26 protein-coding genes are annotated in these 26,468 nt (G+C 67.5%); 16 read left to right on the forward strand and 10 right to left on the reverse strand.

Annotated features, from left to right (window positions below):
* Positions 1–10: 10 nt before the first annotated feature.
* On the forward strand, positions 11–394 hold the full coding sequence (locus ACIUM1_RS20585) for a nuclear transport factor 2 family protein (RefSeq protein ID WP_406814412.1): 384 nt from the start codon (positions 11–13) through the stop codon (positions 392–394).
* A gap of 18 nt (positions 395–412) precedes the next feature.
* Here the strand turns inward: ACIUM1_RS20585 and ACIUM1_RS20590 are convergent, their stop codons facing one another.
* Complete coding sequence (locus ACIUM1_RS20590; RefSeq protein ID WP_406814413.1) at positions 413–1,186, reverse strand: hemolysin III family protein; 774 nt, start codon at positions 1,184–1,186, stop codon at positions 413–415.
* A 164-nt stretch (positions 1,187–1,350) separates the two neighbouring features.
* On the opposite strand from ACIUM1_RS20590, the gene ACIUM1_RS20595 reads away from it, so the two are divergent.
* The 3 genes from ACIUM1_RS20595 to ACIUM1_RS20605 all read left to right on the forward strand — a co-directional run bounded on the left by ACIUM1_RS20595 (position 1,351) and on the right by ACIUM1_RS20605 (position 4,217).
* Positions 1,351–2,139: a (2Z,6E)-farnesyl diphosphate synthase gene (locus tag ACIUM1_RS20595; protein WP_406814414.1), complete on the forward strand. Its 789-nt coding sequence runs from the start codon at positions 1,351–1,353 to the stop codon at positions 2,137–2,139.
* Positions 2,140–2,178: 39 nt separating this feature from the next.
* Positions 2,179–3,549, forward strand: a complete 1,371-nt coding sequence (locus ACIUM1_RS20600; RefSeq protein WP_406814415.1) for a hypothetical protein — start codon at positions 2,179–2,181, stop codon at positions 3,547–3,549.
* A gap of 245 nt (positions 3,550–3,794) precedes the next feature.
* Entirely contained in the window at positions 3,795–4,217 is a 423-nt protein-coding gene (locus ACIUM1_RS20605; RefSeq protein ID WP_406814416.1) for a hypothetical protein, read from the forward strand.
* A gap of 22 nt (positions 4,218–4,239) precedes the next feature.
* Here the strand turns inward: ACIUM1_RS20605 and coaA are convergent, their stop codons facing one another.
* The gene (coaA, locus tag ACIUM1_RS20610; RefSeq protein ID WP_406814417.1) at positions 4,240–5,178 is read right to left on the reverse strand and encodes a type I pantothenate kinase; all 939 of its coding nucleotides are present in this window, start codon (positions 5,176–5,178) and stop codon (positions 4,240–4,242) included.
* 128 nt (positions 5,179–5,306) lie between these two features.
* On the opposite strand from coaA, the gene glyA reads away from it, so the two are divergent.
* The 5 genes from glyA (at position 5,307) to ACIUM1_RS20635 (ending at position 11,596) form a co-directional block, all read left to right on the forward strand.
* On the forward strand, positions 5,307–6,587 hold the full coding sequence (glyA, locus tag ACIUM1_RS20615; RefSeq protein WP_406817784.1) for a serine hydroxymethyltransferase: 1,281 nt from the start codon (positions 5,307–5,309) through the stop codon (positions 6,585–6,587).
* Positions 6,588–6,683: 96 nt separating this feature from the next.
* Positions 6,684–7,511, forward strand: a complete 828-nt coding sequence (locus tag ACIUM1_RS20620; RefSeq protein ID WP_406814418.1) for an acyl-ACP desaturase — start codon at positions 6,684–6,686, stop codon at positions 7,509–7,511.
* Positions 7,512–7,762: 251 nt separating this feature from the next.
* A complete protein-coding gene (locus tag ACIUM1_RS20625; RefSeq protein WP_406814419.1) occupies positions 7,763–9,064 on the forward strand; it encodes a PhoH family protein in 1,302 nt (433 codons plus the stop codon).
* Between the two features lie 57 nt (positions 9,065–9,121).
* The gene (locus ACIUM1_RS20630; RefSeq protein WP_406814420.1) at positions 9,122–9,997 is read left to right on the forward strand and encodes a polysaccharide deacetylase family protein; all 876 of its coding nucleotides are present in this window, start codon (positions 9,122–9,124) and stop codon (positions 9,995–9,997) included.
* Between the two features lie 156 nt (positions 9,998–10,153).
* Complete coding sequence (locus ACIUM1_RS20635; RefSeq protein ID WP_406817785.1) at positions 10,154–11,596, forward strand: adenylate/guanylate cyclase domain-containing protein; 1,443 nt, start codon at positions 10,154–10,156, stop codon at positions 11,594–11,596.
* A gap of 15 nt (positions 11,597–11,611) precedes the next feature.
* Here the strand turns inward: ACIUM1_RS20635 and ACIUM1_RS20640 are convergent, their stop codons facing one another.
* From ACIUM1_RS20640 to glpX, 3 genes are read right to left on the reverse strand one after another with little or no spacing between them, the layout of a single operon-like run.
* Entirely contained in the window at positions 11,612–12,631 is a 1,020-nt protein-coding gene (locus ACIUM1_RS20640; protein ID WP_406814421.1) for a hypothetical protein, read from the reverse strand.
* A gap of 53 nt (positions 12,632–12,684) precedes the next feature.
* The gene (locus ACIUM1_RS20645; RefSeq protein WP_406814422.1) at positions 12,685–14,100 is read right to left on the reverse strand and encodes a class II fumarate hydratase; all 1,416 of its coding nucleotides are present in this window, start codon (positions 14,098–14,100) and stop codon (positions 12,685–12,687) included.
* Between the two features lie 30 nt (positions 14,101–14,130).
* Entirely contained in the window at positions 14,131–15,210 is a 1,080-nt protein-coding gene (gene glpX, locus ACIUM1_RS20650) for a class II fructose-bisphosphatase (protein WP_406814423.1), read from the reverse strand.
* A gap of 55 nt (positions 15,211–15,265) precedes the next feature.
* Between glpX and ACIUM1_RS20655 the strand changes: the two genes are divergently transcribed.
* The 3 genes from ACIUM1_RS20655 to ACIUM1_RS20665 are packed head-to-tail and all read left to right on the forward strand — an operon-like array spanning position 15,266 to position 18,363.
* On the forward strand, positions 15,266–15,964 hold the full coding sequence (locus ACIUM1_RS20655; protein ID WP_406814424.1) for a DUF4245 domain-containing protein: 699 nt from the start codon (positions 15,266–15,268) through the stop codon (positions 15,962–15,964).
* A gap of 32 nt (positions 15,965–15,996) precedes the next feature.
* A complete protein-coding gene (locus tag ACIUM1_RS20660; protein ID WP_406814425.1) occupies positions 15,997–16,794 on the forward strand; it encodes a dienelactone hydrolase family protein in 798 nt (265 codons plus the stop codon).
* Between the two features lie 24 nt (positions 16,795–16,818).
* Positions 16,819–18,363 carry a carboxylesterase/lipase family protein gene (locus ACIUM1_RS20665; protein WP_406814426.1) on the forward strand — a complete coding sequence of 515 codons (1,545 nt, stop codon included), beginning with the start codon at positions 16,819–16,821 and terminating at the stop codon, positions 18,361–18,363.
* Here ACIUM1_RS20665 and ACIUM1_RS20670 read toward each other — a convergent pair.
* The 4 genes from ACIUM1_RS20670 to ACIUM1_RS20685 all read right to left on the reverse strand — a co-directional run bounded on the left by ACIUM1_RS20670 (position 18,360) and on the right by ACIUM1_RS20685 (position 21,633).
* Positions 18,360–19,460, reverse strand: coding sequence for an NAD-dependent epimerase/dehydratase family protein (locus ACIUM1_RS20670; RefSeq protein ID WP_406814427.1), 1,101 nt, complete (start codon positions 19,458–19,460; stop codon positions 18,360–18,362). The two genes, ACIUM1_RS20665 and ACIUM1_RS20670, sit on opposite strands and share 4 nt — an antisense overlap.
* Before the next feature lie 61 nt (positions 19,461–19,521).
* Complete coding sequence (locus ACIUM1_RS20675) at positions 19,522–19,791, reverse strand: exodeoxyribonuclease VII small subunit (RefSeq protein WP_406814428.1); 270 nt, start codon at positions 19,789–19,791, stop codon at positions 19,522–19,524.
* The gene (xseA, locus tag ACIUM1_RS20680) at positions 19,781–21,037 is read right to left on the reverse strand and encodes an exodeoxyribonuclease VII large subunit (RefSeq protein WP_406814429.1); all 1,257 of its coding nucleotides are present in this window, start codon (positions 21,035–21,037) and stop codon (positions 19,781–19,783) included. Before xseA ends, ACIUM1_RS20675 begins: the two co-directional genes overlap by 11 nt.
* Positions 21,034–21,633, reverse strand: coding sequence for a lipid droplet-associated protein (locus ACIUM1_RS20685; protein WP_406814430.1), 600 nt, complete (start codon positions 21,631–21,633; stop codon positions 21,034–21,036). The genes xseA and ACIUM1_RS20685 overlap by 4 nt, the downstream gene beginning before the upstream one ends.
* A gap of 89 nt (positions 21,634–21,722) precedes the next feature.
* On the opposite strand from ACIUM1_RS20685, the gene ACIUM1_RS20690 reads away from it, so the two are divergent.
* On the forward strand, positions 21,723–22,733 hold the full coding sequence (locus ACIUM1_RS20690) for a 4-hydroxy-3-methylbut-2-enyl diphosphate reductase (RefSeq protein WP_406817786.1): 1,011 nt from the start codon (positions 21,723–21,725) through the stop codon (positions 22,731–22,733).
* A gap of 121 nt (positions 22,734–22,854) precedes the next feature.
* Here the strand turns inward: ACIUM1_RS20690 and ACIUM1_RS20695 are convergent, their stop codons facing one another.
* Entirely contained in the window at positions 22,855–24,063 is a 1,209-nt protein-coding gene (locus ACIUM1_RS20695) for a DUF6542 domain-containing protein (RefSeq protein WP_406814431.1), read from the reverse strand.
* Positions 24,064–24,232: 169 nt separating this feature from the next.
* On the opposite strand from ACIUM1_RS20695, the gene ychF reads away from it, so the two are divergent.
* From ychF to ACIUM1_RS20710, 3 genes are all read left to right on the forward strand, one after another.
* Positions 24,233–25,333, forward strand: a complete 1,101-nt coding sequence (gene ychF / locus ACIUM1_RS20700) for a redox-regulated ATPase YchF (RefSeq protein WP_406814432.1) — start codon at positions 24,233–24,235, stop codon at positions 25,331–25,333.
* A gap of 31 nt (positions 25,334–25,364) precedes the next feature.
* A complete protein-coding gene (locus ACIUM1_RS20705) occupies positions 25,365–25,847 on the forward strand; it encodes an SRPBCC family protein (RefSeq protein WP_406814433.1) in 483 nt (160 codons plus the stop codon).
* Positions 25,848–25,976: 129 nt separating this feature from the next.
* Positions 25,977–26,405, forward strand: coding sequence for a hypothetical protein (locus ACIUM1_RS20710; RefSeq protein ID WP_406814434.1), 429 nt, complete (start codon positions 25,977–25,979; stop codon positions 26,403–26,405).
* Positions 26,406–26,468 lie beyond the last annotated feature (63 nt).

Below are 26,468 nucleotides of genomic sequence, written 5' to 3' on the forward strand. Positions count from 1 at the left end.
TCTGCGTCCCATGCCGAATGCCGCCAAGACCGAGGCGATCAGAAGCACGGTCAACCGCTACATCGAACTGGTCGCCAAGGGCGGCGCCGATGATCTGGTCGAGTTGTACGCCGATGACGCCACCGTCGAGGATCCGGTCGGTGGCGAGGTGCACATCGGCCGGCGGGCGATCCACGGCTTCTATTCCGCGATCGACGGACTTCAGCGCGAGTGCGAACTGGTGACGCTGCGCGTCGCCGGCAACGAGGCCGCCTTCCAGTTCCGGCTGACCGTGACCGCGGGCGAGCACCGGATGGTGATCGAGCCGATCGACGTCATGGTCTTCGACAGCGGCGGCAAGATCGCCTCGATGAAGGCGTACTGGTCACCCGAGGACGACGTCACCCCGTCCTAGCGGGGCGACCGGGCGGCCTCAGCCGCCCGCCAGCCAGGCGTGGTTGCCGGCGTAGAAGACGGCGAACCACATGGCGATGTAGTGCAGGATCGCCGCGATCGCGGTGAAGGCGTGGAAGAACTCGTGATAACCGAACGTCCTCGGCCACAGGTCGGGCCAGCGCAGCCCGTAGAAGATGCCGCCGACGCTGTAGAACACGCCGCCCACCGCCAACAGGACCATCGCGGCGACGCCGGCCTGGTGCAGGATCGTGGGGGCGAACCAGACGGCCACCCAGCCCAGCAGCAGGTAGAGCGGCACCCCGACCCAGCGCGGCGCCGTCGGCCAACACATCTTCAACGTGATGCCGGCCGCCGCCCCACCCCACACGATGCATTGCACCAGGACTCCGGTGTTCTGCGGCATGACCAGCCGCGCGAACGGGGTGTAGCTGCCGGCGATGAACACGAAGATCATCGAATGGTCGAGCCGCTTCATCCGGCTGCGTGCGACGTCTGATTTCCACTGCACCCGGTGATAGGTGGCGCTCACCGCGAACATCGCCACCGTCGCCGCGGCGTAGACCAGCGTCGAGTGGCCGGCGCGGGGCGAGGCGACCGCCCACGACACCGACACCAGGGTGGCGCCGGTGATGATGGCCAGCCACGCCGAGACGAAGTGAATCCAGCCGCGCATCCGGGGCTTGCCCAAAAACTGGGCGGCGCCCTCGACGAGCTGTTCGACGGTGTTGCCCGGAACGATCGACTCGGGTTCGGGTTCCGGGTTGGGGACGGTGCTGGTCTGGCTGCTCATGTCTGCTGTGTCCTCGCAATATGGGATGCCAGTGGGAAAGCCGCCGGAGGCTGCTCCAGATCCACAGTAGCCAGGGATGGTTACGGCACAGTCTCGACTCTCAGCCGACCGGGCCGAATTGAGAACCGAGGAATAAATCACCGCTGGCAGTAGGGTGGATGTTCGTGGAAATTATCCCGCCGCGCCTCAAAGAGCCGCTGTATCGCGTCTACGAGTTGCGGCTGAGGCAGGGTCTGGCCGCCTCGAAGTCCCAGCTGCCCCGGCATATCGCCGTGTTGTGCGACGGGAACCGGCGGTGGGCCCGCGACGCGGGTTACGAGGACGTCAGCTACGGCTACCGGATGGGTGCGTCCAAGATCGCCGAGATGCTGCGCTGGTGTCAGGAAGCCGGCGTCGAAATGACCACGGTGTACCTGCTGTCCACCGAGAACCTGCAACGCGATCCCGACGAGCTGGCCGGGCTGATCGAGATCATCACCGACGTCGTCGAGGAGATCTGCGCGCCTGCCAACCGCTGGAGCGTGCGCACGGTGGGGGACCTGGAACTGCTGGGCGACGAGCCGGCCCGCCGGTTGCGCGATGCCGTCGAGTCCACACCCGCCGTCGCGCCTTTTCACGTCAACGTGGCGGTCGGCTACGGCGGCCGGCAGGAGATCGTCGGCGCGGTGCGCGCGTTGCTGAACAAGCAACTCGCCAACGGCGCCACCGCCGAGGAGCTCGTCGACGCGGTGACCGTCGATGCCATCTCCGAGAACCTCTACACCTCCGGGCAACCCGACCCCGACCTGGTGATCCGCACCTCGGGCGAGCAACGGCTATCCGGGTTTCTGCTGTGGCAGAGCGCGTATTCGGAGATGTGGTTCTGCGAGACGCATTGGCCGGCCTTTCGCCACGTCGACTTCTTGCGCGCCCTGCGCGACTACAGCCGGCGGGATCGCCGGCACGGCAAATAGGCCTTAAGCGGCGGGTCGCCTGCGTGCCACACTAAGGGCATGGCTGCGCTGTCGGCGGTGGTGTTCACGCTGAGCGCCTGGCTGGGCCTCTATCTGGCGGCGCGCGATCCGCGCAAACCCGTTCTCGCGCTGGCGGCCATCGGGCTGTGTGGGTTCTCGCTCGTGGTGGGGTTGGACGCGGTACGGACCGCCAGCCCGGCGTATGCCCAGCTGTTGAGCCGGGTTGAGATCTATCTGGCGGCCATCCCCGGCGTGGCGTGGTTCGCGGTGCTCGTCGAGCTGTCCCGTCCCAGCGACGGCTGGCGGGCGCGCACCCGCGAGGTGTTGCTGGTGGCCGGGGTCGCCGCGCTGACTCTGTTCGGGGCGGCCCTGGCAGGCAGCGTCGACGGGCCGCTGCGGCTGGGCCACTGGCTGATGTTTGCGGTGATCTCGGTGTCGACGCTCGGCGCGGGGGCCGTCGCGTTGCGCCGCCCGCGGCGGCCGCGGCCGGCCGTCGGGCTCGCGATCACCGCCACCCTGTTCTTCGCGCTGAGCAACGCGATTCTGATCATTCCGCTTGGCCTGGTGCCCAGCTGGGTCGCGCTGGCGTCGACGAGTTGCGACGTCCTCGGGCTCGGGGTCGCCGTCGCCCTGTGGGACGCGTTCGACGAGGGCCACGCGCTGCGCGCCGACATGCTCCGCTCGTTCGCCGGCTCGGTGGCGGTGGCGGTGCCGTTCGGCGGCCAGGCACTGATCGGGCTGGCGGTGACCCGCGACGATCCCGGCGCGCAGACCGCGCTGACCGTGCTGCTGTTCACCAGCCTGTCGATCGCGGTCGCCGTGCAGGTGCTCGCCGATCCGCTGGCCGGGGTGCTCGACCGGCTGGCATTCGCGAGATCGCCGGCGCTGCGGGCGGATCGGGCCGCGCTGCGGCACACCGGCGCGGCGCTGCCGCTGCGGCAGGAGCACCCGCTCGCGGGCGTCGACGACGACACCTTCGCCAGGCTCACCAGGCGGGCCCTGGGCCACTACGGCGACCTGAGCAAGCTGGTCGCCAGCCCGCTGACCGCATTGCCGGTGATCGACGAACGGCTGGCCGCCCGGGGAGCCCCCGACCATCCGATCGAGCGGGCCAACGAGCTCAAGGCCGTGCTGGCCGACGGCATAGCGCGGCTGAGGCCGCGCGACGGCGGCGACTTCGGTACCACCGAAGAGTGGCGGTATTACAACTCGCTGTATTTCCCCTACGTCGTCGGGGTGCGCGCGTACGCGCAGAACGCCACCGCGTCGGGTCTGGATCCGACCGCGCGGCAGGCCTGGCAATGGTTCGTCACCGAGGTTCCCCAGCGCTCGCTGCATAACTGGCAGAACGCCGCCGCCCGGCTGATCGCCGCCGATCTTCGTGGCCGGGTCCCGGTTCCCAGCGACTAGAACGGGTACTTCAGTCACCGCGGTCGCCCGACGGCACAGCGCTGTGTCCGTGCCGCTGTGACTCGTGGGCCGCCGACCTGCACCGGCGCGTGTCAAATGTTTACCCGCGGATGGGAATAGCCGGGTGAACCACCTCGTCTTTGTATCCGTGGCAGTAATTGGCAGCGCCACGAGTCGATATGGCAGTGCACTGGCGGCACGCTCAAAGCTGTTCGACCCAACCCGCCATCGCGAGGAGTAAGCGCATGAGCTCGATCACCGGTGTTTCCAGCATCCCGACCCGGCCCCTCTATGACTCCACGGACTCGCTGTTGCGTTTTGCCGTGCGTGCCGACGCGACCCTGACGGGGTTGTGCGGTCTGACCATCGCCTTCCTGGCCGACCCGATTTCCTCGCTGACCGGCCTGACGTCGTTCCAGGAATACGTGGGAGGCGTCTTCCTTGTGCTCTACGGCCTGCTGGTGTTCAGCCTCGGGGCGGTGCCGGATCTTCGCCGCGTCGGTATCAGCGTCCTGGCGGCCAACCTCGTTTTCGTGCTGGGCTCGTTCGCGGCGGCGGCAGCGCTGCCGCTGACCGGTACCGGAGTCGCGTTGACGCTGGCCACCGGCGCCGGCGCGGCGGCGTTCGGGGGGCTGCAATACCTGGGGCTGCGTCGCCTCGCGGCCTGATCTGCCGGGCGGCTGCGGAGCCTCAGAGCTTCCGCAGCCGCAGCCGGTTGATCGAGTGGTCGGCGTCTTTGCGCAACACCAGGGTGGCGCGTGGCCGAGTGGGCAGGATGTTCTCGACCAGATTGGGGCGGTTGATCGAGCGCCAGATCTCGCGAGCGGCGGCGACCGCCTTCGTGTCGTTGAGCGCCGAGTAGTGGTGGAAGTGCGATTCGGGATCCGCGAAGGCGGTGCTGCGCATGGCCAGGAACCGCGACACATACCACTGCTCGATGTCTTCGATTCGGGCGTCGACGTAGATGCCGAAGTCGAACAGGTCCGACACCATCAGGGTCGGACCTGTCTGCAGAACGTTGAGGCCCTCCAGGATCAAGATGTCGGGGTGCCGGACCACGTGTTTGGCCCCGGGGATGATGTCGTATTTGAGGTGCGAGTACACCGGCGCGCACGCGTAGTCCGAACCGGATTTCACCGAGGTCACGAACCGCATCAACGCCCGGCGGTTGTAGCTTTCGGGAAACCCCTTGCGGTGCATCAGGTTTCGCCGTTCCAACTCGGCGTTGGGGTACAGGAATCCGTCGGTGGTGACCAGGTCCACCCGCGGGTGGTGATCCCAGCGGGCCAGCAGGGCCTGCAGCACGCGGGCGGTCGTCGACTTGCCGACCGCCACGCTGCCGGCCACCCCGATGATGAACGGCACCGGCCGGTCCGGGTTTTGGTGGGGCTCGCCGAGGAATTCGGCGGTGGCGGCGAACAATCGCTGGCGCGCCGCGACCTGCAGGTGGATGAGTCGGGCCAGCGGCAGGTAGACCTCTTCGACTTCGAGCAGGTCGATTTGCTCACCCAAACCGCGCAGGCCGACGAGCTCTTCCTCGGTGAGGGCCAGCGGCGTCGACATACGAAGCGCACGCCATTGCTTTCGGTCGAACTCCACATAAGGGCTCGGCTCGCTAAGCCGCGGCATAGTGCCAGTGTTGCAGGAGCGCCGCAAAGCCCGACGGCTGGGCTGGCGAATACTCGGCGCTGGATAGACTGGCGGCCGTGACTGCTGCACCTGATGCCCGCCCCGCTGACCCCTACACGGCGTCCGTCATGGCCGCTTCGCTGTCCGAGGTCGACCCGGACATCGCCGAGCTGCTCGGCAAGGAACTCGGCCGGCAACGCGACACGCTCGAGATGATCGCTTCGGAGAATTTCGTGCCGCGCGCGGTGCTGCAGGCGCAGGGCAGCGTGCTGACCAACAAGTACGCCGAGGGGTTGCCCGGGCGCCGTTACTACGGCGGCTGTGAGTACGTCGACGTCGTGGAAAACATCGCCCGTGACCGGGCCAAGGCGCTGTTCGGCGCCGACTTCGCCAATGTGCAGCCGCATTCGGGTGCCCAGGCCAACGCCGCGGTGCTGCACGCGCTGATGTCGCCGGGGGAGCGGCTGCTGGGCCTGGACCTGGCCAACGGTGGTCACCTGACGCACGGCATGAAGCTGAACTTCTCCGGCAAGCTCTACGAGAACGGTTTCTACGGCGTAGACCCGACCACACATCTGGTCGACATGGACGCGGTGCGCACCCAGGCGCTGGAATTCCGCCCGAAGGTGATCATTGCCGGCTGGTCGGCCTATCCGCGGATCCTCGACTTCGCGGCGTTCCGGTCGATCGCCGACGAGGTCGGCGCAAAGCTCTGGGTGGACATGGCCCACTTCGCGGGACTCGTCGCTGCCGGGCTGCATCCCTCTCCGGTGCCGCACGCCGACATCGTGTCGACCACCATTCACAAGACTCTGGGCGGCGGCCGGTCGGGCATGATCCTGGGCAAGCAGGAGTACGCCAAGGCCGTCAACTCCGCGGTGTTCCCCGGCCAGCAGGGTGGCCCGCTCATGCACGTGATCGCGGGCAAGGCCGTCGCGCTGAAGATCGCCGGCACCCCCGAATTCGTCGAGCGGCAGCAGCGCACCCTGTCCGGCGCGCGCATCCTGGCCGATCGGCTGCTGGCCGCCGATGTCGCGAAGGCCGGCGTGTCGGTGGTCAGCGGCGGCACCGACGTGCACCTGGTGCTGGTGGACCTGCGTAACTCCCCGCTGGACGGCCAGGCCGCCGAGGACCTGCTGCACGAGGTCGGCATCACCGTCAACCGCAACGCCGTGCCCAATGACCCGCGCCCGCCGATGATCACGTCGGGGCTGCGAATCGGGACGCCCGCCCTGGCCACCCGGGGCTTCGGCGACGCCGAATTCAGCGAGGTCGCCGACGTGATCGCCACCGCGCTGGCGGCCGGCAGTTCGGCCGACGTGGCGGGACTGCGCCAGCGGGTGACGCGACTGGCCCAAGAGTTTCCGCTGTACGAGGGCCTCGAAGACTGGGCGCTGGTCGGCCGTTAGCCCGAGGGCAGCGGCTGTTGAGGACCAAAGTCACCAGTTGCCGCGACACGACCCGGTCGATTTCATGAACCTGTGTACGCGGGTTACAGTTATCTCATGGCCGAAAGACCTGTCGCTAACGCACTGACCCTGGAACTCGAGCCGGTCGTCGAAGCAAACGTCGACCGCCATCTGTCCACCGAAGAACTCTGGTTCGCGCACGACTACGTGCCGTTCGACCGTGGGGAGAACTTCGCCTTCCTCGGTGGGCGCGACTGGGACCCGTCGTCGATGACGCTGCCGAGGCCGCTGACGGACGCCTGCGAGATCATGCTGCTGCTCAAGGACAACCTCGCCGCACACCACCGCGAGCTGGTCGAGCACTTCATTTTGGAGGACTACTGGGGCCGCTGGCTGGGCCGGTGGACCGCCGAGGAACACCTGCACGCCATCGCGCTGCGCGAGTACCTGGTGGTGACCCGCGAGGTCGACCCCACGGCCAACGAAGAGGCCCGCGTCCAGTACGTCATGAAGGGCTACCGCGCCGACACCTACTCGCAGGTGGAGATCCTGGTGCACCTGGCGCTGGTCGAACGCACCCACGCCGTGTTCTGCGAAAACCTGGCCGCCCAGCTCGAGGAGCCCATCCTGGCCGGTCTCATCGACCGGATCGCCCGGGATGAACGGCGCCACGAGATCTTCTTCTCCAACCTCGTCGAACACTGCCTCGGGTACACCCGGGACGAGACCATCGCGGCGATCGCCGCCCGCGCGGCCGACCTGAAGGTGCCCGGCGCCGACATCGACGCGTATCAGGACAAAGTGCAGAACGTCGAGAAGGCAGGCATTTTCGGTCCGGAGCAGCTGCGTCAGGCGATTTCGGACCGCATCACCGCATGGGGGCTTGCGGACCAGCCTGAACTGCGGCAATTCATCGTCGGCTAGGCCGGCCGTTCCCGCCTCACGACATCGGCCACCCACCGAAGGTGGTCGCGGCTCGCAACGTCGGCGCGCCTGCGCAGCGCGCATGCGGCCACCGGAGTAGCGTCGTTCTCGATGGTCAGCGTCATGCTCTGCTGCCAGGGCGGCACCTCCCGTCGCAACAACGGAAGGACCGGCCCCGGTCCTGGTGCTGCGGTTCCCGTCGACATGCCTGCGCGGGTCCGCGCGGGCTCATCCCGCTCGAGGAGCGCTACGTGACCGAAATCCGGACCTACGTGATCGACACTTCGGTGCTGCTGTCCGACCCCTGGGCGTGCAGCCGGTTCGCCGAACACGAGGTGGTTGTTCCGTTGGTGGTGATCAGTGAGCTGGAGGCTAAACGCCACCACCACGAGCTGGGATGGTTCGCCCGCCAGTCGCTGCGACTGTTCGACGACCTGCGGCTCATGCACGGACGGCTGGATCAGCCCATACCCGTTGGAACACAAGGTGGTTCGCTACACGTCGAGCTCAACCACACGGATCCGTCGGTGCTGCCGGCCGGTTTCCGCAGCGACAGCAACGACTCACGAATCCTGAGCTGTGCCGCCAACCTCGCCGCCGAAGGCAAGCGAGTTACGTTGGTGAGCAAGGATATTCCGCTTCGGGTCAAGGCCGCCGCGGTGGGCCTGGCCGCCGACGAATATCACGCGCAGGACGTGGTGGCGTCGGGGTGGTCGGGGATGCGCGAGATCGAGACCGCCACCGAGGACATCGACGCGCTGTTCGCCGACGGCGAGATCGATCTGATGGAAGCGCGAGACCTGCCCTGCCACACCGGTGTTCGGCTGCTCGGCGGGAGCTCTCATGCGCTGGGCCGGGTCAACGCGGACAAACGCGTCCAGCTGGTTCGCGGCGACCGCGAGGTGTTCGGACTGCGCGGGCGGTCCGCCGAACAGCGGGTAGCGCTCGACCTGCTGCTCGACGAGTCGGTGGGCATCGTGTCGCTGGGCGGCAAGGCCGGCACCGGCAAGTCGGCGCTCGCGCTGTGCGCCGGCCTGGAGGCGGTGCTGGAGCGGCGCACCCAGCGCAAGGTAGTGGTCTTTCGGCCGCTCTACGCCGTGGGCGGGCAGGAGCTGGGGTACCTACCCGGTAGCGAGAGCGAAAAGATGGGCCCGTGGGCCCAGGCCGTCTTCGACACCCTCGAGGGACTGGCCAGCCCGGCGGTGCTGGAGGAAGTGCTCTCCCGCGGCATGCTCGAAGTGCTGCCGCTGACCCACATCCGCGGCCGCTCGCTCCACGACTCGTTCGTCATCGTCGACGAGGCACAGTCGCTGGAGCGCAACGTGCTGCTGACCGTGCTGTCCAGGCTGGGCACCGGGTCACGGGTGGTGTTGACGCACGACATCGCGCAGCGCGACAACTTGCGGGTGGGCCGCCATGACGGGGTCGCGGCGGTGATCGAGAAGCTCAAGGGCCATCCGCTGTTCGCCCACATCACCCTGCTGCGCAGCGAGCGATCGCCGATCGCCGCCCTGGTCACCGAGATGCTCGAGGAGATCGCCGGCCCCCAGTGAGGGCGCCTGACCAGCGTGGTCGATGTCCGGCGGGCATCCCTTCGATAAACTCGCACGGTGGCGAAACGACCCGACACCCAGGCCTGGCGCTACTGGCGCACGGTTGTCGGTGTGGCGGCGGCGGTCGCGGTGCTGGTGATCGGCGGACTCACCGGTCACGTGACGCGTGCCGACGACCTCAGTTGCTCGGTGATCAAGTGCGTCGCGTTCACCTTCGACGACGGGCCGGGGCCGTTCGATGAGCGGCTGCTGCAAATCCTGAAGCAGAACGACGCCAAGGCCACGTTCTTCCTGATCGGCAACAAGGTGGCGGCCAACCCGGCGGGGGCCAAGCGCATCGCCGACGCGGGGATGGAAATCGGCAGCCACACCTGGGAACACCCCAACATGACCACGATCCCGCGCGACGACATCGCCGCCCAGTTCTCCAAGGCCAACGACGCGATCACCGCCGCAACCGGTCGCACCCCCACCCTGTATCGACCCGCGGGTGGGCTGTCCGACCCGGTGGTGCGCCAGACCGCCGGCCAGTTCGGCCTGGCCGAAATCCTCTGGGATGTCATCCCTTTCGATTGGGCGAACGACTCGAACACGGCGGCGACCCGGTACATGTTGATGACCTACATCAAGCCTGGCTCGGTGGTGTTGTTCCATAACACGTACTCGAGCACCGTCGATCTGGTGTATCAGTTCATCCCGGTGCTCAAGGCCAACGGTTACCGGCTGGTGACGGTCAGTGACCTGCTGGGACCGCGGGCCCCCGGCAGCAGTTACGGCAGCCGGGAGAACGGTCCGCCGGTCAACGGCCTGCACGACATCCCACCCGGTGACATTCCCACGCTGCCGAACACGCCCTCGCCGAAACCGATGCCCAACTTCCCGATCACCGACATCCCAGGACAGAACTCCGGCGGGCCGAACAACGGTGCGTAGAGCAAATTCCGGACCACGCGCGGCTACCTTTGTAGGGTGATCAGCGTGGGCTGGCTTCGGGATCGGCTTCCGTCACCATGGCGCAGCCCGGCGCGGCAGTCCGCCACGGGGCAACCAAAGTCCTTTCGACGGTGGTTGTTTCAATACGGGTTCGAGCTGAGCCTGTCTTACCTGCTGGCCGCCGTCGAAGCGGCGGCGATCCTGATTCCATTGCGGGGCCACACTTCCGTCGGCGCCGACGCTGATTTCGCGCGACAGAACACGGCGCCGGTCGTGCTGCTCGTCATGCTGGGCATCGTCAGCGTCGCGGTGGCCGGCGCTGTCAGCCTGGCTCCCACCGTGCGCTGGTACGTCGCGGGTGACAAACCCACCCCGCAGCAATGCGATGCCGTGATGAAGCTGGCCGGGCGCCAGTCGGCGATTCTGGTGATGTCATGGGCCTTGACCGGTGGGATCTTCATCCTGCTGAATCTGAGTGGCGGACTGCGGCTTTTGCTGCCCATCGCGCTCGGCGTGCTGCTCGGCGGGTCGGCGGCCGCCGGCACCGGGATGCTGCTCGCGCAACGGACCCTGCGGCCCATCATGCGTGCCGCCACGCTGGGCGCCGAGCCGCGACTGGCGGTGCCGAGCGTGTACGCGCGGCTGGTTCTGCTGTGGTTTCTGTGTAGCGCGTTCCCCATCGCCGTCATTGCGACGCTGGTCGTTCTGCGCTCGTACGGGTGGCTGATCGAGAAGTCTGCCTCGTTGGACGTGCCGATTCTGGTGGTGTCGCTGGCGGCGCTGGTGCTGGGACTGCCCACGATGATCTTGACCTCGCGGTCCATCTCGGATCCGGTCGGCGAGGTCGTCGACGCGATGGCCGAGGTCGAGCACGGCCGCATGCAGACCTACGTCGGTGCCTACGAGCGATCCCAGATCGGGCGTCTGCAAACCGGATTCAATCGAATGGTGGCCGGGCTGGCCGAACGGGACCGGTTGCGTGACCTGTTCGGACGCCATGTCGGAACCGACGTCGCACAGCGCGCTCTCAACGAGGGAGCATCGCTCTCAGGAGACGTGGTCGAAGCGGCGGTGCTCTTCATCGACCTGGTGGGGTCCACCCAACTCGCGGAAAACCGCCCGCCGCAAGAGGTCGCGGAGGTGCTCAACGACTTCTTCCGGATCGTCGTGCGCGCCGTGGACGAACACCACGGTCTGGTCAACAAATTCGCCGGCGACGCCGCGCTGGCCGTCTTCGGGGCGCCGTTGCCGACCAGCGAGCCGGCGTCGTCGGCGTTGGCGACCGCACGTACGCTCGGCTCCCAACTGCGGCGGCTGCCGGTCGATTTCGGCATCGGCGTCTCGGCGGGGCGGGTGTTCGCCGGCAACGTCGGCGCCGAAAACCGGTATGAGTACACGGTGATCGGCGACGCCGTCAACGAAGCCGCGCGGCTGGCCGACCTCGCCAAGACCTCCGACCGGCGAATCCTGTGCTCGGCGGGCGCCATCGATGCCGCGGGCGAGGCCGAGCGCGCGCAGTGGGCCGAGTGCTACTCGACGGTGCTGCGCGGCCGGTCCGAGGCCACCCACGTCTCGGCGCCGGCGGGCCCGGCTGGTTGACCGGGCCAACCCGCGTCAGGACTTCGAAACCTTCAGCGCGGAAATGATTTTGCCGACCAGGGCCGCCGAAGCGGCGTCACCGATGGGTGTGCTGCCGATGAAGACGGTGACCGGCTTGGTGTCCACGGCGATGATGGTGACGGAGTCACCCTTGACGTTGCGACTGGGGTCGGCGATCGTGACGTCGGCGTCGACACGGACCGCCTTGGTGCCGTCGACGGTGATCGACGACGACTTCGTCGGCCCGAGCGTGGGCTGCGCGTTGGCGTAACCGGGGCCGGCGACGATGCATTGCATCAACTTCGTGGCTTGGGCCGTGAGGTCCATGCTGGCAACGAAATTGGTGACAGCGACCTCGGCCGTCATCATCCACTGATTGGCCCCGGGCACGTCCTGGGCGACACCCAGCCCGCCGATCAGGTTAGGCCCCTGGTCGTCGGAGAACACCGTCCATCCGCCCGGCGCCGCACTGGCCGGGAACGAAAGCTTGCCCGCGGCGATCGAGTCGGTCCGGGGCATCTCGCCGCCGGACACGTTCGGCGTGCAGTCCGTCGCGTTCTGCGCGGAGTTCTTCGGCGGCGAGGCCGAGGTGCTCGTCGTCGAGGGTGCGGCGGCCGGCTTGTTGCCGTGGCCGCCCCGCATCACCAGCAGCGTCACCACCAGCGCGATGACCACCAGGACGACCAGGCCGGCGACGATCAGCCAGGGCAGCTTGGAGCCGGGCCCACGCGGCGGCGGTCCCGGCGGGTAGGGCGCGCCCGGGCCGCCAGGCGGAAAGTGCTGTCCCGGTTGCGGATACTGCTGGTTCGGGTAGGGATAGCTACCGGGCGGGTAGGGGTACGCGTTCGGCGGCGGGTACCCGTACGGGCCACCCGGCGGATAGGGTCCTGGACCACCCTGCGGGGAAGGACCCGGACCGCCCTGCGGGTAGGGGCCAGGGCCGCCCTGCGGCTGGCCGCCCCAATTCGGTTCCTGCCCATACGGATTGCTTCCGTAGGGCCCCTGACCGTAGGGACCGCCGGGAGGAGCCGTCATGGAAAACCACCCTTACTCTCGTCGATCACCGCCGTCACCCCCTGACAGCCGGCTCAGTCTTCGGGCTTGACCTTGGCCATCGCCAGCACATCGAGCCGCCGGTCGAGTTCCTCGATCGACAACTTGTCGCCGATCAGGCCGCGATCGATCACCGTCTGGCGAATCGTTTTGCGCTCCTTGAGCGCTTGTTTGGCCACCGCGGCGGCCTCCTCGTAGCCGATCACCGAGTTCAGCGGCGTCACGATGGACGGCGACGATTCGGCCAGCTCCCGCAGGCGCTCGACGTTGGCCCGCAGCCCGACGATGCAGCGCTCCGCGAACAACCGGGACACATTGGTCAGCAGTTTGAAGGACTCCAGGACGTTGCGGGCCATCATCGGGATGTAGACGTTGAGCTCGAAGGCGCCGTTCGCGCCGCCCCACGCGACGGCGGCATCGTTACCGATCACCTGCGCGGCGACCTGCGTAACGGCCTCGGGGAGAACGGGATTCACCTTGCCGGGCATGATCGAGCTGCCCGGCTGCAGGTCCGGCAGCTGAATTTCGGCCAGGCCGGTCAGCGGCCCGGAGCCCATCCAGCGCACGTCGTTGGCGATCTTGGTCAGCGACACCGCGATGGTCCGCAGCGCGCCGGAAGCCTCGACCAGTCCGTCACGCGCCGCCTGCGCCTCGAATGAATTTACCGCCGTGCGCAATTCGCTCAGACCGGTGGAAGCCACCAGTGTCTCGACCACCTTGGCGCCGAAGTCGTCGGGAGCGTTCAGCCCGGTGCCGACCGCGGTCCCGCCGATCGCCAGCTCGCCCAGCCGCGGCAGCGTGGCCCGGACCCGCTCGATGCCCGCCTCGATCTGACGCGCGTACCCGCTGAACTCCTGGCCCAGCGTCACGGGAACGGCGTCCATCAGGTGGGTGCGGCCGGACTTCACCACCGTGCGCCATTCGCGCGCCTTGCCGTCTAACGCCTCGTGCAGCACCTCCAGCGCCGGGATGAGGTGGCGCACCGCCGCCTCGGTCGCGGCGATGTGGGTGGCGGACGGGAAGGTGTCGTTGGACGACTGCGACATGTTGACATCGTCATTGGGGTGCACCGTGACACCGTTGCGGGCGGCGATGCTGGCGATCACCTCGTTGGTGTTCATGTTGGAGCTGGTGCCCGAGCCGGTCTGGAAGACGTCGATGGGGAACTGGTCGTCGTGTTGGCCGTCGGCGATCTCGGCGGCCGCGGCGATGATCGCGTCGGCCTTCTCCGGCGCCAGCAAGCCGAGGTCCTTGTTGACCTGCGCGCAGGCGCCCTTCAGCAAGCCCAGCGCGCGGATCTGGGTGCGCTCCAGGCCGCGGCCCGAGATCGGGAAGTTCTCGACCGCGCGCTGAGTTTGCGCGCGCCACAAGGCTTTTGCGGGTACGCGTACCTCGCCCATGGTGTCGTGCTCGATGCGGTACTCGGTGTCTTCGACGTTTTCAGCGCCCATGAAGTGGCTTCCTCGTTCTTCGATCGGTGGTCAGGGCAGGGGATAGGCGGCGGAACTATCGCCGGTGAAGTCGATGGCGGAGTACTCGTTGAGTTTCGAAAGCCGGTGGTAGGCCTCGATCATCCGGACGGTTCCCGACTTCGAGCGCATCACGATCGACTGCGTGGTGCAGCCGCCCGGGTAGTACTGCACCCCCTTGAGGAGGTCACCACTGGTGACCCCGGTGGCGCAGAAGAACACGTTCTCGCCCGACACCAGGTCCTCGGTCGTCAGCACCTGGTCGAGGTCGTAGCCGGCGTCGATGGCCTTCTGGCGTTCGTCGTCGTCGGTGGGAGCCAGCTGCGCCTGGATCGCGCCGCCCATGCAGCGGATCGCGGCGGCGGCGATGATGCCTTCCGGTGTGCCGCCGATCCCGGCCAGCATGTCGGTGCCCGAGTGCGGCCGGCAGGCCGAGATCGCGCCGGCGACGTCGCCGTCGGTGATCAGCCGGATGCGGGCGCCGGTGGCGCGGACGTCGTGGATCAGCTGGGCGTGCCGCGGCCGGTCCAGGATGCAGACGGTCATGTCGCGCACCGACAGCGCCTTGACCTTGGCGACGGCCTTGATGTTCTCGGCGATCGGGGCGGTGATGTCGAGCACGTGCGCCGCCTCGGGCCCGACGGCGACCTTGTTCATGTAGAACACCGCCGACGGGTCGAACATCGCCCCGCGGTCTGCCACCGCCAGCACCGAGATGGCGTTCGGCATGCCCTTGCTCATCAGGGTGGTGCCGTCGATCGGGTCGACCGCGAAGTCGCACTCCGCGCCGTCGCCGTTGCCGACCTCCTCGCCGTTGTAGAGCATCGGCGCGTGGTCCTTCTCGCCCTCGCCGATGACGACGACGCCGCGCATCGACACCGTGTTGACCAGCTCGCGCATCGCGTCGACGGCGGCCCCGTCGCCGCCCTCTTTGTCGCCGCGGCCGACCCAGCGACCTGCGGCCATGGCACCGGCCTCGGTGACGCGTACCAGTTCCAAAGCCAGGTTGCGGTCGGGAGCCTCACGGCGCGATCGCCCTTGCGCTGCGGCTCGGCCGGCGGCGGCGGTCGAGCGGTCGCCCTCAACTGTCATGGTTGTTGATTGTCCCAGAGGCGGATCGGTCCGCTGGAACTGGGATACTTGGGGGATGACGGAGGAGCCGCCGCTGAATGCCCAGCTTGGCAGGAGCGAAGCCGCCGCGCCGTCGCCCCAGGCCGGACCGGCGCCCAGGCCGGCGAAACCCCGGCTGCTGCAGGACGGACGGGACATGTTCTGGTCCCTGATTCCGCTTGTCTTCGGGTGCGTCGTGCTGGCAGGCATGCTGGGCATGTGCTCGTTTCAGGTCGGCAGCCACCAGGGTTCCGTGCCGTCCTATGACGCCGGGGCGGCCCTGCGCGCGGACGCCGCTGCGCTCGGCTTCCCCGTCCGGCAACCCCGGCTGCCCGCCGGCTGGCAGGCCAACTCCGGTCATCGCGGTGGTATCCAGGGCGGGCGCACAGACCCCGCGAGCGGTCAACGGGTGAACGCACCTGTCTCGGTGGTCGGCTTCATCAGCCCGACCGGGATGTATCTGAGCCTGACCCAGAGCAACGCCGACGAGGACAAGCTCGTCAATTCGATCCATCCGTCGGCCTACCCGACCGGAACGGTCGACGTCGACGGAACCAACTGGGTGGTCTATCAGGGTTCCGGCCAGGACGGCGCGGACGCCGAACCGATATGGACGACCCGGCTCAGCGGGCCGGGCGGTACCACCCAAATTGCGATAACCGGCGCCGGGAACACCGATCAATTCCGTACGCTGGCGTCGGCGACGCAATCGCAACCGCCTTTGCCAAGCCGCTAGCTCACCCGCGCGAGCAAAGGGATCCCGTCGACGTGACTGCACCACAGGCTGATCTGTCCGGATGGTCGGCGGCACCGTTCAGCGGAGGCGGATACACCCATGACGTCTACCGCAAAGGCAGCGGCCCCGGGGTGGTGCTGATCCCCGAGCTGCCCGGAATCCATCCCGGAGTGCTCGCGCTCGGTAATCACTTGGTGGACAACGGCTTCACCGTCGCCATGCCGTCACTGTTCGGCGAACCGGGCAAGGCCAAAACGGCCGGTTACATCATCAGCTCCATTGGCCGGGCTTGTGTAGCACGGGAATTCGCGGCACTCGCACTGAACAAGCAGCGGCCGGTGTCGCTGTTTCTGCGTGCCTTGGCCCGCGATCTGAACGCCTCGACGCCGGGCAGGGGCGTCGGCGTGATCGGCCAATGCTTCACCGGTGGGTTCGCTTTGGCCGCGGCGGTCGACGACAGCGTGCTGGCGCCGGTGTTGTCACAGCCGTCGGTTCCGTTCCCGCTGGGCGCCGCGCGGCGCCGGGACCCGGGGCTGAGCGAGTCCGAGCTGGCCACCGTGGCCGACCGATGCGCCAACGACGGCCTGTGCGCCATGGGCCTGCGGTTCAGCGAGGACAAGACGGCGCCCGCCGAGCGGTTCGCGACGCTCAAGGAGCGGCTCGGCGACGCCTTCGAGGTGATCGACATCGACTCGGGCCCCGGCAATCAGCACGGCTTCGGCAAGAGGGCGCACTCGGTGATCACCGACGAGGTCCGCGAAGTCGACGGCCACCCCGCCTACGAGGCCCGCAAGCGGGTGGTCGAGTTCCTCACCCAGCGCCTCTTTTAGTCGTTCAGGAGATTTCGCACGCGCATGGCAATCGACGATCTGGTGGTCGAAACCAACTCCGGCCCGGTCCGGGGCATCGAAGAGGACGGCGTCAAGGCGTGGAAGGGCGTTCGGTACGCGGCCGCCCCGGTGGGCGAGCTGCGTTTCCGCGCGCCCCAGCCGCCCGCGCGGAGCACCGAGGTCACCGACGCCACCGCATTCGGCCCGGCCTGCCCACAACCTGTATTTCCCAACATGCCATTGGATCTGGGTGCGCCGCAGGGCGAAGACTGCTTGCGGCTCAACATCTGGGCGTCTTCTGACACCCACCCCGGCGACGCCAAACCCGTGATGGTCTGGTTGCACGGCGGCGCCTACGTCCTGGGATCGAGCAGCCAGACCCTCTACAACGGCCGCAGGCTGGTCTGCCACGGCGACGTCATCGTGGTGACAGTCAACTATCGGCTCGGGGCGCTCGGCTTTCTCGACCTGTCGTCGTTCGACTCCGGTGGGCGTTATTTCGACTCGAACGTCGGGCTGCGCGACGCGCTCGCGGCGCTGGAGTGGGTGCGGGACAACATCGCCGCCTTCGGTGGTGATCCGCGGCGGGTCACGCTGTTCGGCGAGTCCGCCGGGGCCGGGATGGTCACCACGCTGCTGGCCAGCCCGGCGGCCGAGGGTCTGTTCGCAGGGGCGATCGCACAGAGCTCGCCGGCCACTTCGGTATACGACCGCGAACGTGCCGGCCGGGTGGCCCGGGCGTTCCTCGACCGGCTGGAAGTCACCCCGGCCGAATCCCGGCGGCTTATCGACATCCCGATGGCGGCGATCCTGACCGCGACGCAACAGGTGTTCGACGAAGTGCCGGTGCGTAACCCGGGAACGCTGGCGTTCGTCCCGATCGTGGATGGCGATGTGCTGAGCGACTATCCGGTCAAGCTTGCCCAAGAGGGCCGCTCACATCCGGTGCCGTTGATCATCGGCACCAACAAGCACGAGGCGGCGCTCTTCCGGTTGATGCGCTCCCCGCTGATGCCGATCACGCCGAGCGCGATCACGTCGATGTTCAACCAGATCGCCGCCGAACAACCCGATCTGCAGTTGCCCTCCGAGGAGGAGATCGGCACGGCGTATTCGCGATTGCGGCGCGGCGCAAGGAGTTTGAGCATCGCGACCGACGTCGGTTTCCGGATGCCGTCGGTGTGGCTCGCCGAGGGGCACGCCCGCGTGGCGCCGGTGTATCTGTATCGGTTCGATTACGCCACGCCGTTGTTGAAGCTGCTGATGGTCGGAGCCGCTCATGCCACCGAATTGCCGTTCGTCTGGGGCAATCTCGGCGCACCGAAGGATCCCACGCTGAAGCTGGGCGGCACCAAGGCCGCCAAGGCGGTGTCCAAGCGGGTGCGCACCCGATGGATAAACTTCGCCGCGCACGCCACACCCGCGGGGCCAGCCGGCGCGCCAGAGTGGACACCCTATGCGGAGACCGACCGTTCCTGCTTGGTCATCGGCCGCAGCGACACCGTCGCACACGACATCGACGCCAACATCCGTGCGGCCTGGGGCAGCTCGATGGTGAGTTTCCGCTAGGCGGATGCCTTGCCCGCCAGGGCTTGTCGCTTCATCTGGTCGAACATGTCGACGTAGTACGACAGGCATTCCGCCAGCGCCTGCTCGGTGTTGAACAAGGGTTGGTAGCCGAGATCGCGGGACGCCTTGGCGATCGAGAAGAAGTTGTCCAGGTACAGCCGCTCGACGGCCAGCGGCTCGAGCAGCGGCGCCGGGATGCCGAACCGGAAATGCAGCCGCTGCCAGCCCGTCATCGCCGCGCGCACGACGGGCCCGTTGACCCGGACCCGGGGCCACTTCACCCCGCAGGCCTCGACCACCGGCCTGGCGAACTCGAACATGTTGATCGGCTCGGCATCGTTGATGAAATACGCCTGGCCGGGCGCGGTGCCGCCCGGCGTCAGGTGTTCGGCCGCCAAGATGAAACCGTGAATCAGGTTGTGTACGTAGGAGTTATCCAGCCGGGCCGATTTGCGGCCGATCAGCACCTTGACGTGGCCGGCGATCACGCTCTCGAATAGCTTGCGGAACATCGTCTGATCACCACGGCCCCAGATGCCGCTGGGCCGAACCGCGCACGTCAATAGGCCGTCAACACCGTTCTGGCCCAAGACGAATCGCTCGGCGAGCACCTTGGTCTCGGTGTAGAGGTCGTTGAACCGGTTGGTGTAGGGCAGGGTCTCGTCACCGCCGGCGATGTTCTGGCCACCCATGACCACGCTGTTGGACGAGGTGTAGACGAAGCGTTGCACCCCGGCCGCCTGCCCGGCGCGCACCAGATTCTCGGTGCCGCCGACGTTGACCCCGAAGCTGCGTTGCCGGTACTCCTCGGTCACCGACGCGCCGCCCATCAGGTCGATGATCGCCGCGGTGTGAAAGACGGTATCGATGCCGTCGACCGCTTGGGCGCACGCGGCGGTGTCGGTGATGTCACCCTGCAGCACCTCCAGTCGCGGATGCGGCGGCAGCGGTGAGGGCGCGCGGTCGAAGGAGCGGACCTGATGTCCGCGGTCGAGCAAGGTGGACACCAGGTTGGCGCCCACGAATCCGGAGCCCCCGGTGACGAGGACGCGGCCGAGTTCGGCCGTCAGCGATGCATCACCCATGGCCGAGAGCATAACTGAAACGTGTTTCAGTTTGGAAAAAAGTTTTCAACCAAGTCCTCCGGGTTCCCGAACTTCAGCCATCCTCGGCCTCGCCCGCTGCGAGCGCATCTTCGATTCTCTTGCGCGCGCCAGCTAAGTGCTCTTCGCAACGTTTAGCCAGCTGTTCGCCCCTTTCCCAGAGTTTCAGCGACTCATCCAGGTCCAAGCCGCCTTGTTCCAACGCCCGCACGACTTCGATCAATTCGTCGCGGCACGCTTCATAGGCCAGGTGACTAATGGGTGTAATGGATCCGCCCTCTTTCGGGGTGGTGGAGCCGCTCTCGTCACTTTTTTCAGGCGCCATCAGTCGGTCCTTCGCTCACCGCGGCCACCGCGCCGTCGGCCACCCGTACCCGCAGCCGCGTGCCCGCCGGTGCGTCGGCGACCGAACGGAGCACCCGGCTCGTCGGCCCGATGGCTTGCACGGTGGTTTGCACGATGGCGTAACCGCGGGCCAGGGTGGCCGCCGGCCCCAATGTCGACAGCCGCGCGCTGAGGTGCCCGATGCGTTCGGTTTCGCCGGCAGCCAGCCGGGTGATGTCCCGGCGGATCGCCGCCCGGGCGCGGTGGACCTCCTCGGCGCGCGCGGTCAGCGCCGCCAGCGGCTCGGCCAGCACCGGGCGGCTGCGTATCTGGGCCAGCGCCCGTTGCTCGCGAGACACCCAGTTGCGCAACGCCTGCGCGCTGCGCCGGCGCAGGTCGTCGATCAGCCGTTGCTCGGCGGCGGTGTCGGGCACCACCTTCTTCGCCGCGTCGGTCGGAGTGGCCGCACGCAGGTCGGCGACCAGATCACACAGCGGGTTGTCGGGTTCATGCCCGACCGCACTGATCACCGGGGTGCGGCACGCCGCGATGGCGCGGCACAGCGTCTCATCGGAGAACGGCAGCAGGTCCTCCACGCTGCCGCCGCCGCGGGCGATCACGATGACGTCGACCCCGGCGTCGCGATCGAGTTCGCCCAGCGCCTCGACGATCTGGGCGACCGCGTTGGGTCCCTGGACCGCGGTGTTGCGCACCGCGAATCGGACCCCGGGCCAGCGTGCCGCGGCCACGGTCGTCACATCGCGTTCGGCGGCGCTGGCCCGGCCGGTGATCAATCCGATCATGTTGGGCAAGAAGGGGATCGGCCGCTTAAGCCGCGGGTCGAAGAGCCCCTCGGCGTCCAGCAGCCGGCGCAGCCGGTCGATGCGGGCCAGCAGCTCGCCCACCCCGACCGCGCGAATCTCGGTGAGCCGCAACGAGAATGTGCCCCGGCCGGTGTAGAAAGACGGCTTGCCGCGCACCACCACCTGCGTGCCTTCGGCCAGCTTCACCGGGGCGTTCAGCACCAGATCGCGCGGGCACGTCACGGTCAGCGACATGTCGGCGGCCGGGTCACGCAGCACCATGAACACGGTTTTGGAGTCCTGCCGCATCGAAATCTGGGCAAGTTGGCCCTCGACCCACACGGTGCCCAGCTTGTCGATCCAGCCCGCGACCCGGATGGCCACCGCGCGCACCGGAAATGGATTCTCGGCGGAGTTGGGTTCGGAGGTAACGGCCGGGGTCACTTCGCGTTCGCGCGGGTGATCCTGTTGGCGAGCAGCGTCTGGAACGGCGCACGGCCCTTGGTGGCCTGCTCGTAGGCCAGCAGGGCTTCGAGTTCGTCCACACTCAGCGATTGCAGACGGGCCCGCAGCTGGGCCAGGGTCAGCGACGAGTAGTCCAGTTCGCTGACCACCGCCGGCTGGGGAACAGATGCGTTGCCGGCCGGTTTCTTCGATTGCCGGGCGGCGTTGGTCAGCGCACTGGCGTCTTCGTGCGCGTCGGCCACCGAGTACAGCGCGAACCGGCCCTCCGCCCGGCGTTCGCCCTCACCGCCGTCTTGCGCCGCGCCCTGACCTCGGTCGTTCGCGTCGGTCAGGTCCTCGTCGAAGGTCGCCCATTCCGGCTTCTCGTCCTTGGGCGGGAAGATCGATTCGAGGGTGCTGTCGCCCTTGATGGCCAGCTCGGCCAGGTTTTGCTGGAAGCGCATCACGATGTGGGCCGCCTGGCTGGCCAGCGTCATCGGGTACATGAGGATGGTTTTCGGCAGCCTGATGGTCTCTTCGACAGCGACTGTTGCCGCGCCGACCAGCAGCCGAACGCCATACGGTGCAGTGCCCATGGGTCCAAGATTGCCCTAAGCGGCGGCTAAGTCCAAGCCCACCGGCGTGAGCTGGCAAGCCCGTGTCGGCAGTAAGTACCCTGGACGACATGCCGCCGACTATCGATATGGGGATTCCCGGCTTTGTGGGAGGACCAGTGCGATCGGTACCCGGCGACCCAGTGCGTAAGCGAGTCCTCCTGGCCGAACCGCGGGGTTACTGCGCGGGCGTGGACAGGGCCGTGGAGACCGTGGAGCGAGCGCTGGAAAAGCATGGTCCCCCGGTTTATGTGCGCCATGAGATCGTGCACAACCGCCACGTCGTCAGCACCCTGGAAAAGGCCGGCGCGGTGTTCGTGGAGGAGACCGACGAGGTCCCCGAGGGCGCCATCGTGGTGTTCTCCGCCCATGGCGTCGCGCCCACGGTGCACGCCGCGGCCGCCGACCGGAACCTGCACACCATCGACGCCACCTGCCCGCTGGTGACCAAGGTGCACAACGAAGCCAGGCGATTCGCGCGCAACGACTACGACATCCTGCTCATCGGCCACGAGGGCCACGAGGAGGTCGTCGGCACCGCCGGGGAGGCGCCCGACCACGTGCAGCTGGTCGACGGGGTCGCCGCGGTGGACAACGTATCGGTGCGCGACGAGGACAAGGTGGTGTGGCTCTCGCAGACCACGCTGTCGGTCGACGAGACCATGGAGATCGTCGAGCGGCTGCGGCAGCGGTTCCCGAAACTGCAGGATCCACCCAGCGACGACATTTGCTATGCGACCCAGAACCGCCAGGTCGCCGTCAAGGCGATGGCTCCGGAGTGTGACCTGGTGATCGTCGTCGGGTCCCGCAACTCCTCGAACTCGGTGCGGCTGGTCGAGGTGGCGCTGGGTGGCGGGGCCGCCGCCGCGCACCTGGTCGACTGGGCCGACGACATTGACCCGGCATGGCTGGAAGGCGTCACCACGGTGGGCGTCACCTCGGGAGCGTCGGTTCCCGAGGTCCTGGTGGAAGGCGTGCTGGCGCGCCTCGCCGAGTGCGGCTATGACGTGGTGCAGCCGGTCACGACGGCGCAGGAGACCCTGGTGTTCGCGCTGCCCCGCGAGATCCGGTCAGTTCGCTGAGCGACCGCTGCGGCATTCGATGGTGGCGACCCGCTGCGGCCGGCCACGCCCTGTAGTGGCGACCCGCTGCGCCCGGCCACGGCCGCGCTTGCGATCGCCACGGCCGCGCTTGCGATCACCACTAGACGTCGTACTCCCACGATTCCGCGGGCGGGCGTCCGTGGGTGCGTCCGGGTGTCCGCGAGCGGGTGCGGCGCTCGGTGTGCGGCTCGCGTGGCGGGTCCGCGGCGCCGGCACCGCGGTAGCGGACCTGCGAGATCGGGTGATGCGTCCCGCCGGAGCCGTTTGACGGGGGCCGTCGGCGTCTCGGTTCATATGAGGGCTCGTAGGGCTCGCGGCTTTCGTAGCGGCTCTCATACCGGCTCGCGGAACTTGGGCCGCTCGGCGGCTCGTACCTGTCCCCGTAGGACTCGAAGCCGTCGAAACGGCTGCTTCGTGGGGTCGGCCGCTCGTAGGGACTGCGCCGGGTGCGGGGCTCGCGACGGGGTTCTCGCGGCGTTTGGCTCCGCGAATCGGGGTCGGCGTCCGGCCGGGGCCGGCGGCGCGATCGCCGAGGCGGCTCGACGGTGTCATAGTCGCGGGCCGACGCCGCGCTGCGGCGAGTGCTGCGCCTCGGGCGCTCGGTCCGCTCGGGACGCTCGACCGGCTCGGACCCATCGCCCAGCGGCTCGCGCGAGTGCCGGGAGCGGGTTCGGGCCGAACGCGTCGAGGAGCGGGAGCGGGCGCTGCGCGTCGTGCTGCGGGTCCTCGACGAAGAGGCCGACCTGCGGCCGCGACGGGACTCGGCGCTGTCGTCGGCGTCCTCCGCGTCGGCGCCGGGGTGTAGCAACGCCTGCGCTTTGGCGACGATGCCGTTGAAGAAGGACTTGACGTCGACGTTCGTGGCTGCGGCGGGGCCCTCAGACGCCTTTGCCGGTGCGCTCGCCCGGTAAGCGTTTCCGAAGTACCAGCGGGCCAGCCCGATCACCAGCACGCCACCCGCGGTGCCCAGCATCAGCGGGAAGCGTTCGATCAGCGGATAGCCGCAGTTGATCAGCAGGTCTTTGAGGCGGCCGACCTTGGCGTCGTGGAACAGCCAGTAGGCGCCGGGGACCGCTCCGAACAGGATCAGGGGCGGCTGGATGATCGTGGTGAAGATGCCGTCCTGGCGCACCGCCAGCACCGCCGCTACACAGCCGGCTATATAGAAGCCGGCGAAGACGTGGGTCAGTTCCTTGTGACCAGCGTCGATTCCGTAGCCGATAGCAGTCGCGGTGACGGCGATGAGCAGCGCTGCATACCAGGGGACACCTGGGATATTTGGGTGGATCGAACGGTGAGCATTGTCCACCGTCGAACTGTCCCGCTGTGCTGACACATGTAGACCGTACCGGGAATGGGCCGAAAGGCCCGTAAATACCTCGTAGCGATCCTGGGCGTGCCATGCCGTCGTGCACGAACGGTGGTGACCGATGGTCCCCGGCGCTCGTCGCCGCCAAGGCACCTAGACTTGGTTCTCCGTGAGCCTGAGCCTGGGAATTGTGGGGCTGCCCAACGTCGGCAAGTCGACCTTGTTCAACGCGCTGACCCGGAACAACGTGGTGGCGGCCAACTATCCGTTCGCGACGATCGAGCCCAACGAGGGCGTGGTCCCGCTGCCCGATCCCCGGCTGGACAAGCTGGCCGAGATGTTCGATTCCGAGAAGATCGTGCCGGCACCGGTGACGTTCGTCGACATCGCCGGAATCGTCAAGGGTGCCTCCGAGGGCGCCGGGCTGGGCAACAAGTTCCTGGCCAACATCCGCGAGTGTGACGCGATCTGTCAGGTGGTGCGGGTGTTCGCCGACGACGACGTCGTGCACGTCGACGGCAAGGTCGATCCGCGCTCCGACATCGAGGTGATCGAAACGGAGCTGATCCTCGCCGACATGCAGACACTGGAGAAGGCCCTGCCGCGGCTGGAGAAGGAAGCCCGCAACAACAAGGAGCGCAAGCCGGTGCACGAGGCGGCCGTCGCCGCGGAGGCCGAGCTGGACTCCGGCAAGACGCTGTTTGCATCCGGTGTAGACACCTCATTGCTGCGCGAATTGAATCTGATGACCACCAAGCCGTTTCTCTATGTGTTCAACGCCGATGAATCCGTACTGACCGACGATGCCCGCAAAGCCGAGCTGCGCGCGATGGTCGCGCCCGCCGACGCGGTGTTCCTCGACGCGAAGATCGAAGCAGAACTGCAAGAGCTGGACGACGAGTCGGCCGCTGAGTTGCTGGAGTCCATCGGGCAAACCGAGCGTGGGCTAGATGCGTTGGCGCGGTCGGGTTTTCACACCCTCAAGCTGCAGACCTACTTGACGGCGGGCCCAAAAGAGGCGCGCGCGTGGGTGATTCACCAGGGCGATACCGCGCCGAAGGCCGCCGGGGTCATTCACACCGACTTCGAAAAGGGCTTCATCAAAGCCGAGATCGTCTCGTACGACGACCTGATCGCCGCGGGCTCGATGGCGGCGGCCAAGGCGGCCGGCAAGGTCCGGATGGAGGGCAAGGACTATGTCATGGCCGACGGTGACGTGGTCGAGTTCCGGTTCCAGACAACGTCAGGTGGTAAGGCGGCCGGGCGGTAGTCTCACGAGGCATCGACGATGGGGCGGCGGCATGGGACGGACGGATACGGCGTCGAGGGTGATCCAAGCTCCGCTTGCGCGTGTCTTTGCTGCACTTGTTGATCCAGAAGCACTTGTCCGATGGCTTCCCCCTTCGGGGATGACGGGGCGATTCGACTATTTCGATGGTCGCGCCGGCGGGTCCTATCGAATGGTCTTGACGTACGACCGGGCACCAGCAGCGGGCGGCAAATCCGATCAGAATTCTGATGTGACCGAGGGCCGCTTCATCGACATCGCACCCGATGAACGCGTCGTTCAAGTTGTCGACTTCAGATCGGACGACCCTTCATTCAGAGGAACGATGACCATGACGTGGTCGGTGGCCGCGACGGACGGTGGGACACGAGTCGATATGCGTGCCGACAACGTGCCACCCGGGATCTCGGCAGAGGACCATGAGGAGGGAATGGCCTCGTCGCTCGCCAACCTCGCGGTCTACATGGCTGAACGAGGGAGCCGGCCCGGGCGCTGACTGACGGCGACGAGGTCGAGTTCCGGTTTGGATCAACGTCTACATCGAAAGCCAAGGCATAGGCCCTTCCGGCTGGACAGCTGTCCAGTTATCGTGACCTCACGCTGATGGAAGGGAGATGGGGCAGAGATGAGCAAGGTTCCGAGCCGGGAGGCTCGCTTAGCGCACGCGTCCAAGCACGCCGATCTGTGGAATGCGGGCAAGAAGGACGAGTGGGTGGCGTCATGGCGCACCATCTGTCCCGGCGAGGTCCGCATGTTCGACCCGGTCGGCACCGAGGAGAAACACGGGTTCGCCGCCGCCACGTCGGATGCCTTCGACATGTTTCAGTCGATCCTCAGGATCAAGATGATCACGGTTCAGGTCAATGGGAACGAGATGGCGTGGGTGTGCGAGAACCACTTCGGCACCGAACCGAACGTCGGCGTTGCATACAGCATCGAGACCTTCGCCTGGGACGACGACGGAAACCTGCTCATCAAGACCTACTATCCGATGCCGGAATCGGTTGGTGGCGACGCTGACCCGTATGCCCATCTGCTGGAAGGACAGCAGTAGTCCGCGGGCCGACGGCGACGTGGTGGAGTTCCGGTTCAACGTCTAGAGGGCGAAGGCTGCTGC

Origin of the sequence: Mycobacterium sp. M23085 (assembly GCF_045343915.1) — a bacterium.
GTDB lineage: Bacteria > Actinomycetota > Actinomycetes > Mycobacteriales > Mycobacteriaceae > Mycobacterium.

Bases quoted from the DNA above. Each gene is read 5' to 3' on its own strand.
- ACIUM1_RS20585 (WP_406814412.1), top strand. From the start codon at position 11: ATGCCGAATGCCGCCAAGACCGAGGCGATCAGAAGCACGGTCAACCGC.
- ACIUM1_RS20590 (WP_406814413.1), bottom strand. From the start codon at position 1,186: ATGAGCAGCCAGACCAGCACCGTCCCCAACCCGGAACCCGAACCCGAG.
- ACIUM1_RS20600 (WP_406814415.1), top strand. From the start codon at position 2,179: ATGGCTGCGCTGTCGGCGGTGGTGTTCACGCTGAGCGCCTGGCTGGGC.
- ACIUM1_RS20605 (WP_406814416.1), top strand. From the start codon at position 3,795: ATGAGCTCGATCACCGGTGTTTCCAGCATCCCGACCCGGCCCCTCTAT.
- coaA (WP_406814417.1), bottom strand. From the start codon at position 5,178: ATGCCGCGGCTTAGCGAGCCGAGCCCTTATGTGGAGTTCGACCGAAAG.
- glyA (WP_406817784.1), top strand. From the start codon at position 5,307: ATGGCCGCTTCGCTGTCCGAGGTCGACCCGGACATCGCCGAGCTGCTC.
- ACIUM1_RS20620 (WP_406814418.1), top strand. From the start codon at position 6,684: ATGGCCGAAAGACCTGTCGCTAACGCACTGACCCTGGAACTCGAGCCG.
- ACIUM1_RS20640 (WP_406814421.1), bottom strand. From the start codon at position 12,631: ATGACGGCTCCTCCCGGCGGTCCCTACGGTCAGGGGCCCTACGGAAGC.
- ACIUM1_RS20645 (WP_406814422.1), bottom strand. From the start codon at position 14,100: ATGGGCGCTGAAAACGTCGAAGACACCGAGTACCGCATCGAGCACGAC.
- glpX (WP_406814423.1), bottom strand. From the start codon at position 15,210: ATGACAGTTGAGGGCGACCGCTCGACCGCCGCCGCCGGCCGAGCCGCA.
- ACIUM1_RS20655 (WP_406814424.1), top strand. From the start codon at position 15,266: ATGACGGAGGAGCCGCCGCTGAATGCCCAGCTTGGCAGGAGCGAAGCC.
- ACIUM1_RS20665 (WP_406814426.1), top strand. From the start codon at position 16,819: ATGGCAATCGACGATCTGGTGGTCGAAACCAACTCCGGCCCGGTCCGG.
- ACIUM1_RS20670 (WP_406814427.1), bottom strand. From the start codon at position 19,460: ATGCTCTCGGCCATGGGTGATGCATCGCTGACGGCCGAACTCGGCCGC.
- ACIUM1_RS20675 (WP_406814428.1), bottom strand. From the start codon at position 19,791: ATGGCGCCTGAAAAAAGTGACGAGAGCGGCTCCACCACCCCGAAAGAG.
- ACIUM1_RS20685 (WP_406814430.1), bottom strand. From the start codon at position 21,633: ATGGGCACTGCACCGTATGGCGTTCGGCTGCTGGTCGGCGCGGCAACA.
- ACIUM1_RS20690 (WP_406817786.1), top strand. From the start codon at position 21,723: ATGCCGCCGACTATCGATATGGGGATTCCCGGCTTTGTGGGAGGACCA.
- ACIUM1_RS20705 (WP_406814433.1), top strand. From the start codon at position 25,365: ATGGGACGGACGGATACGGCGTCGAGGGTGATCCAAGCTCCGCTTGCG.
- ACIUM1_RS20710 (WP_406814434.1), top strand. From the start codon at position 25,977: ATGAGCAAGGTTCCGAGCCGGGAGGCTCGCTTAGCGCACGCGTCCAAG.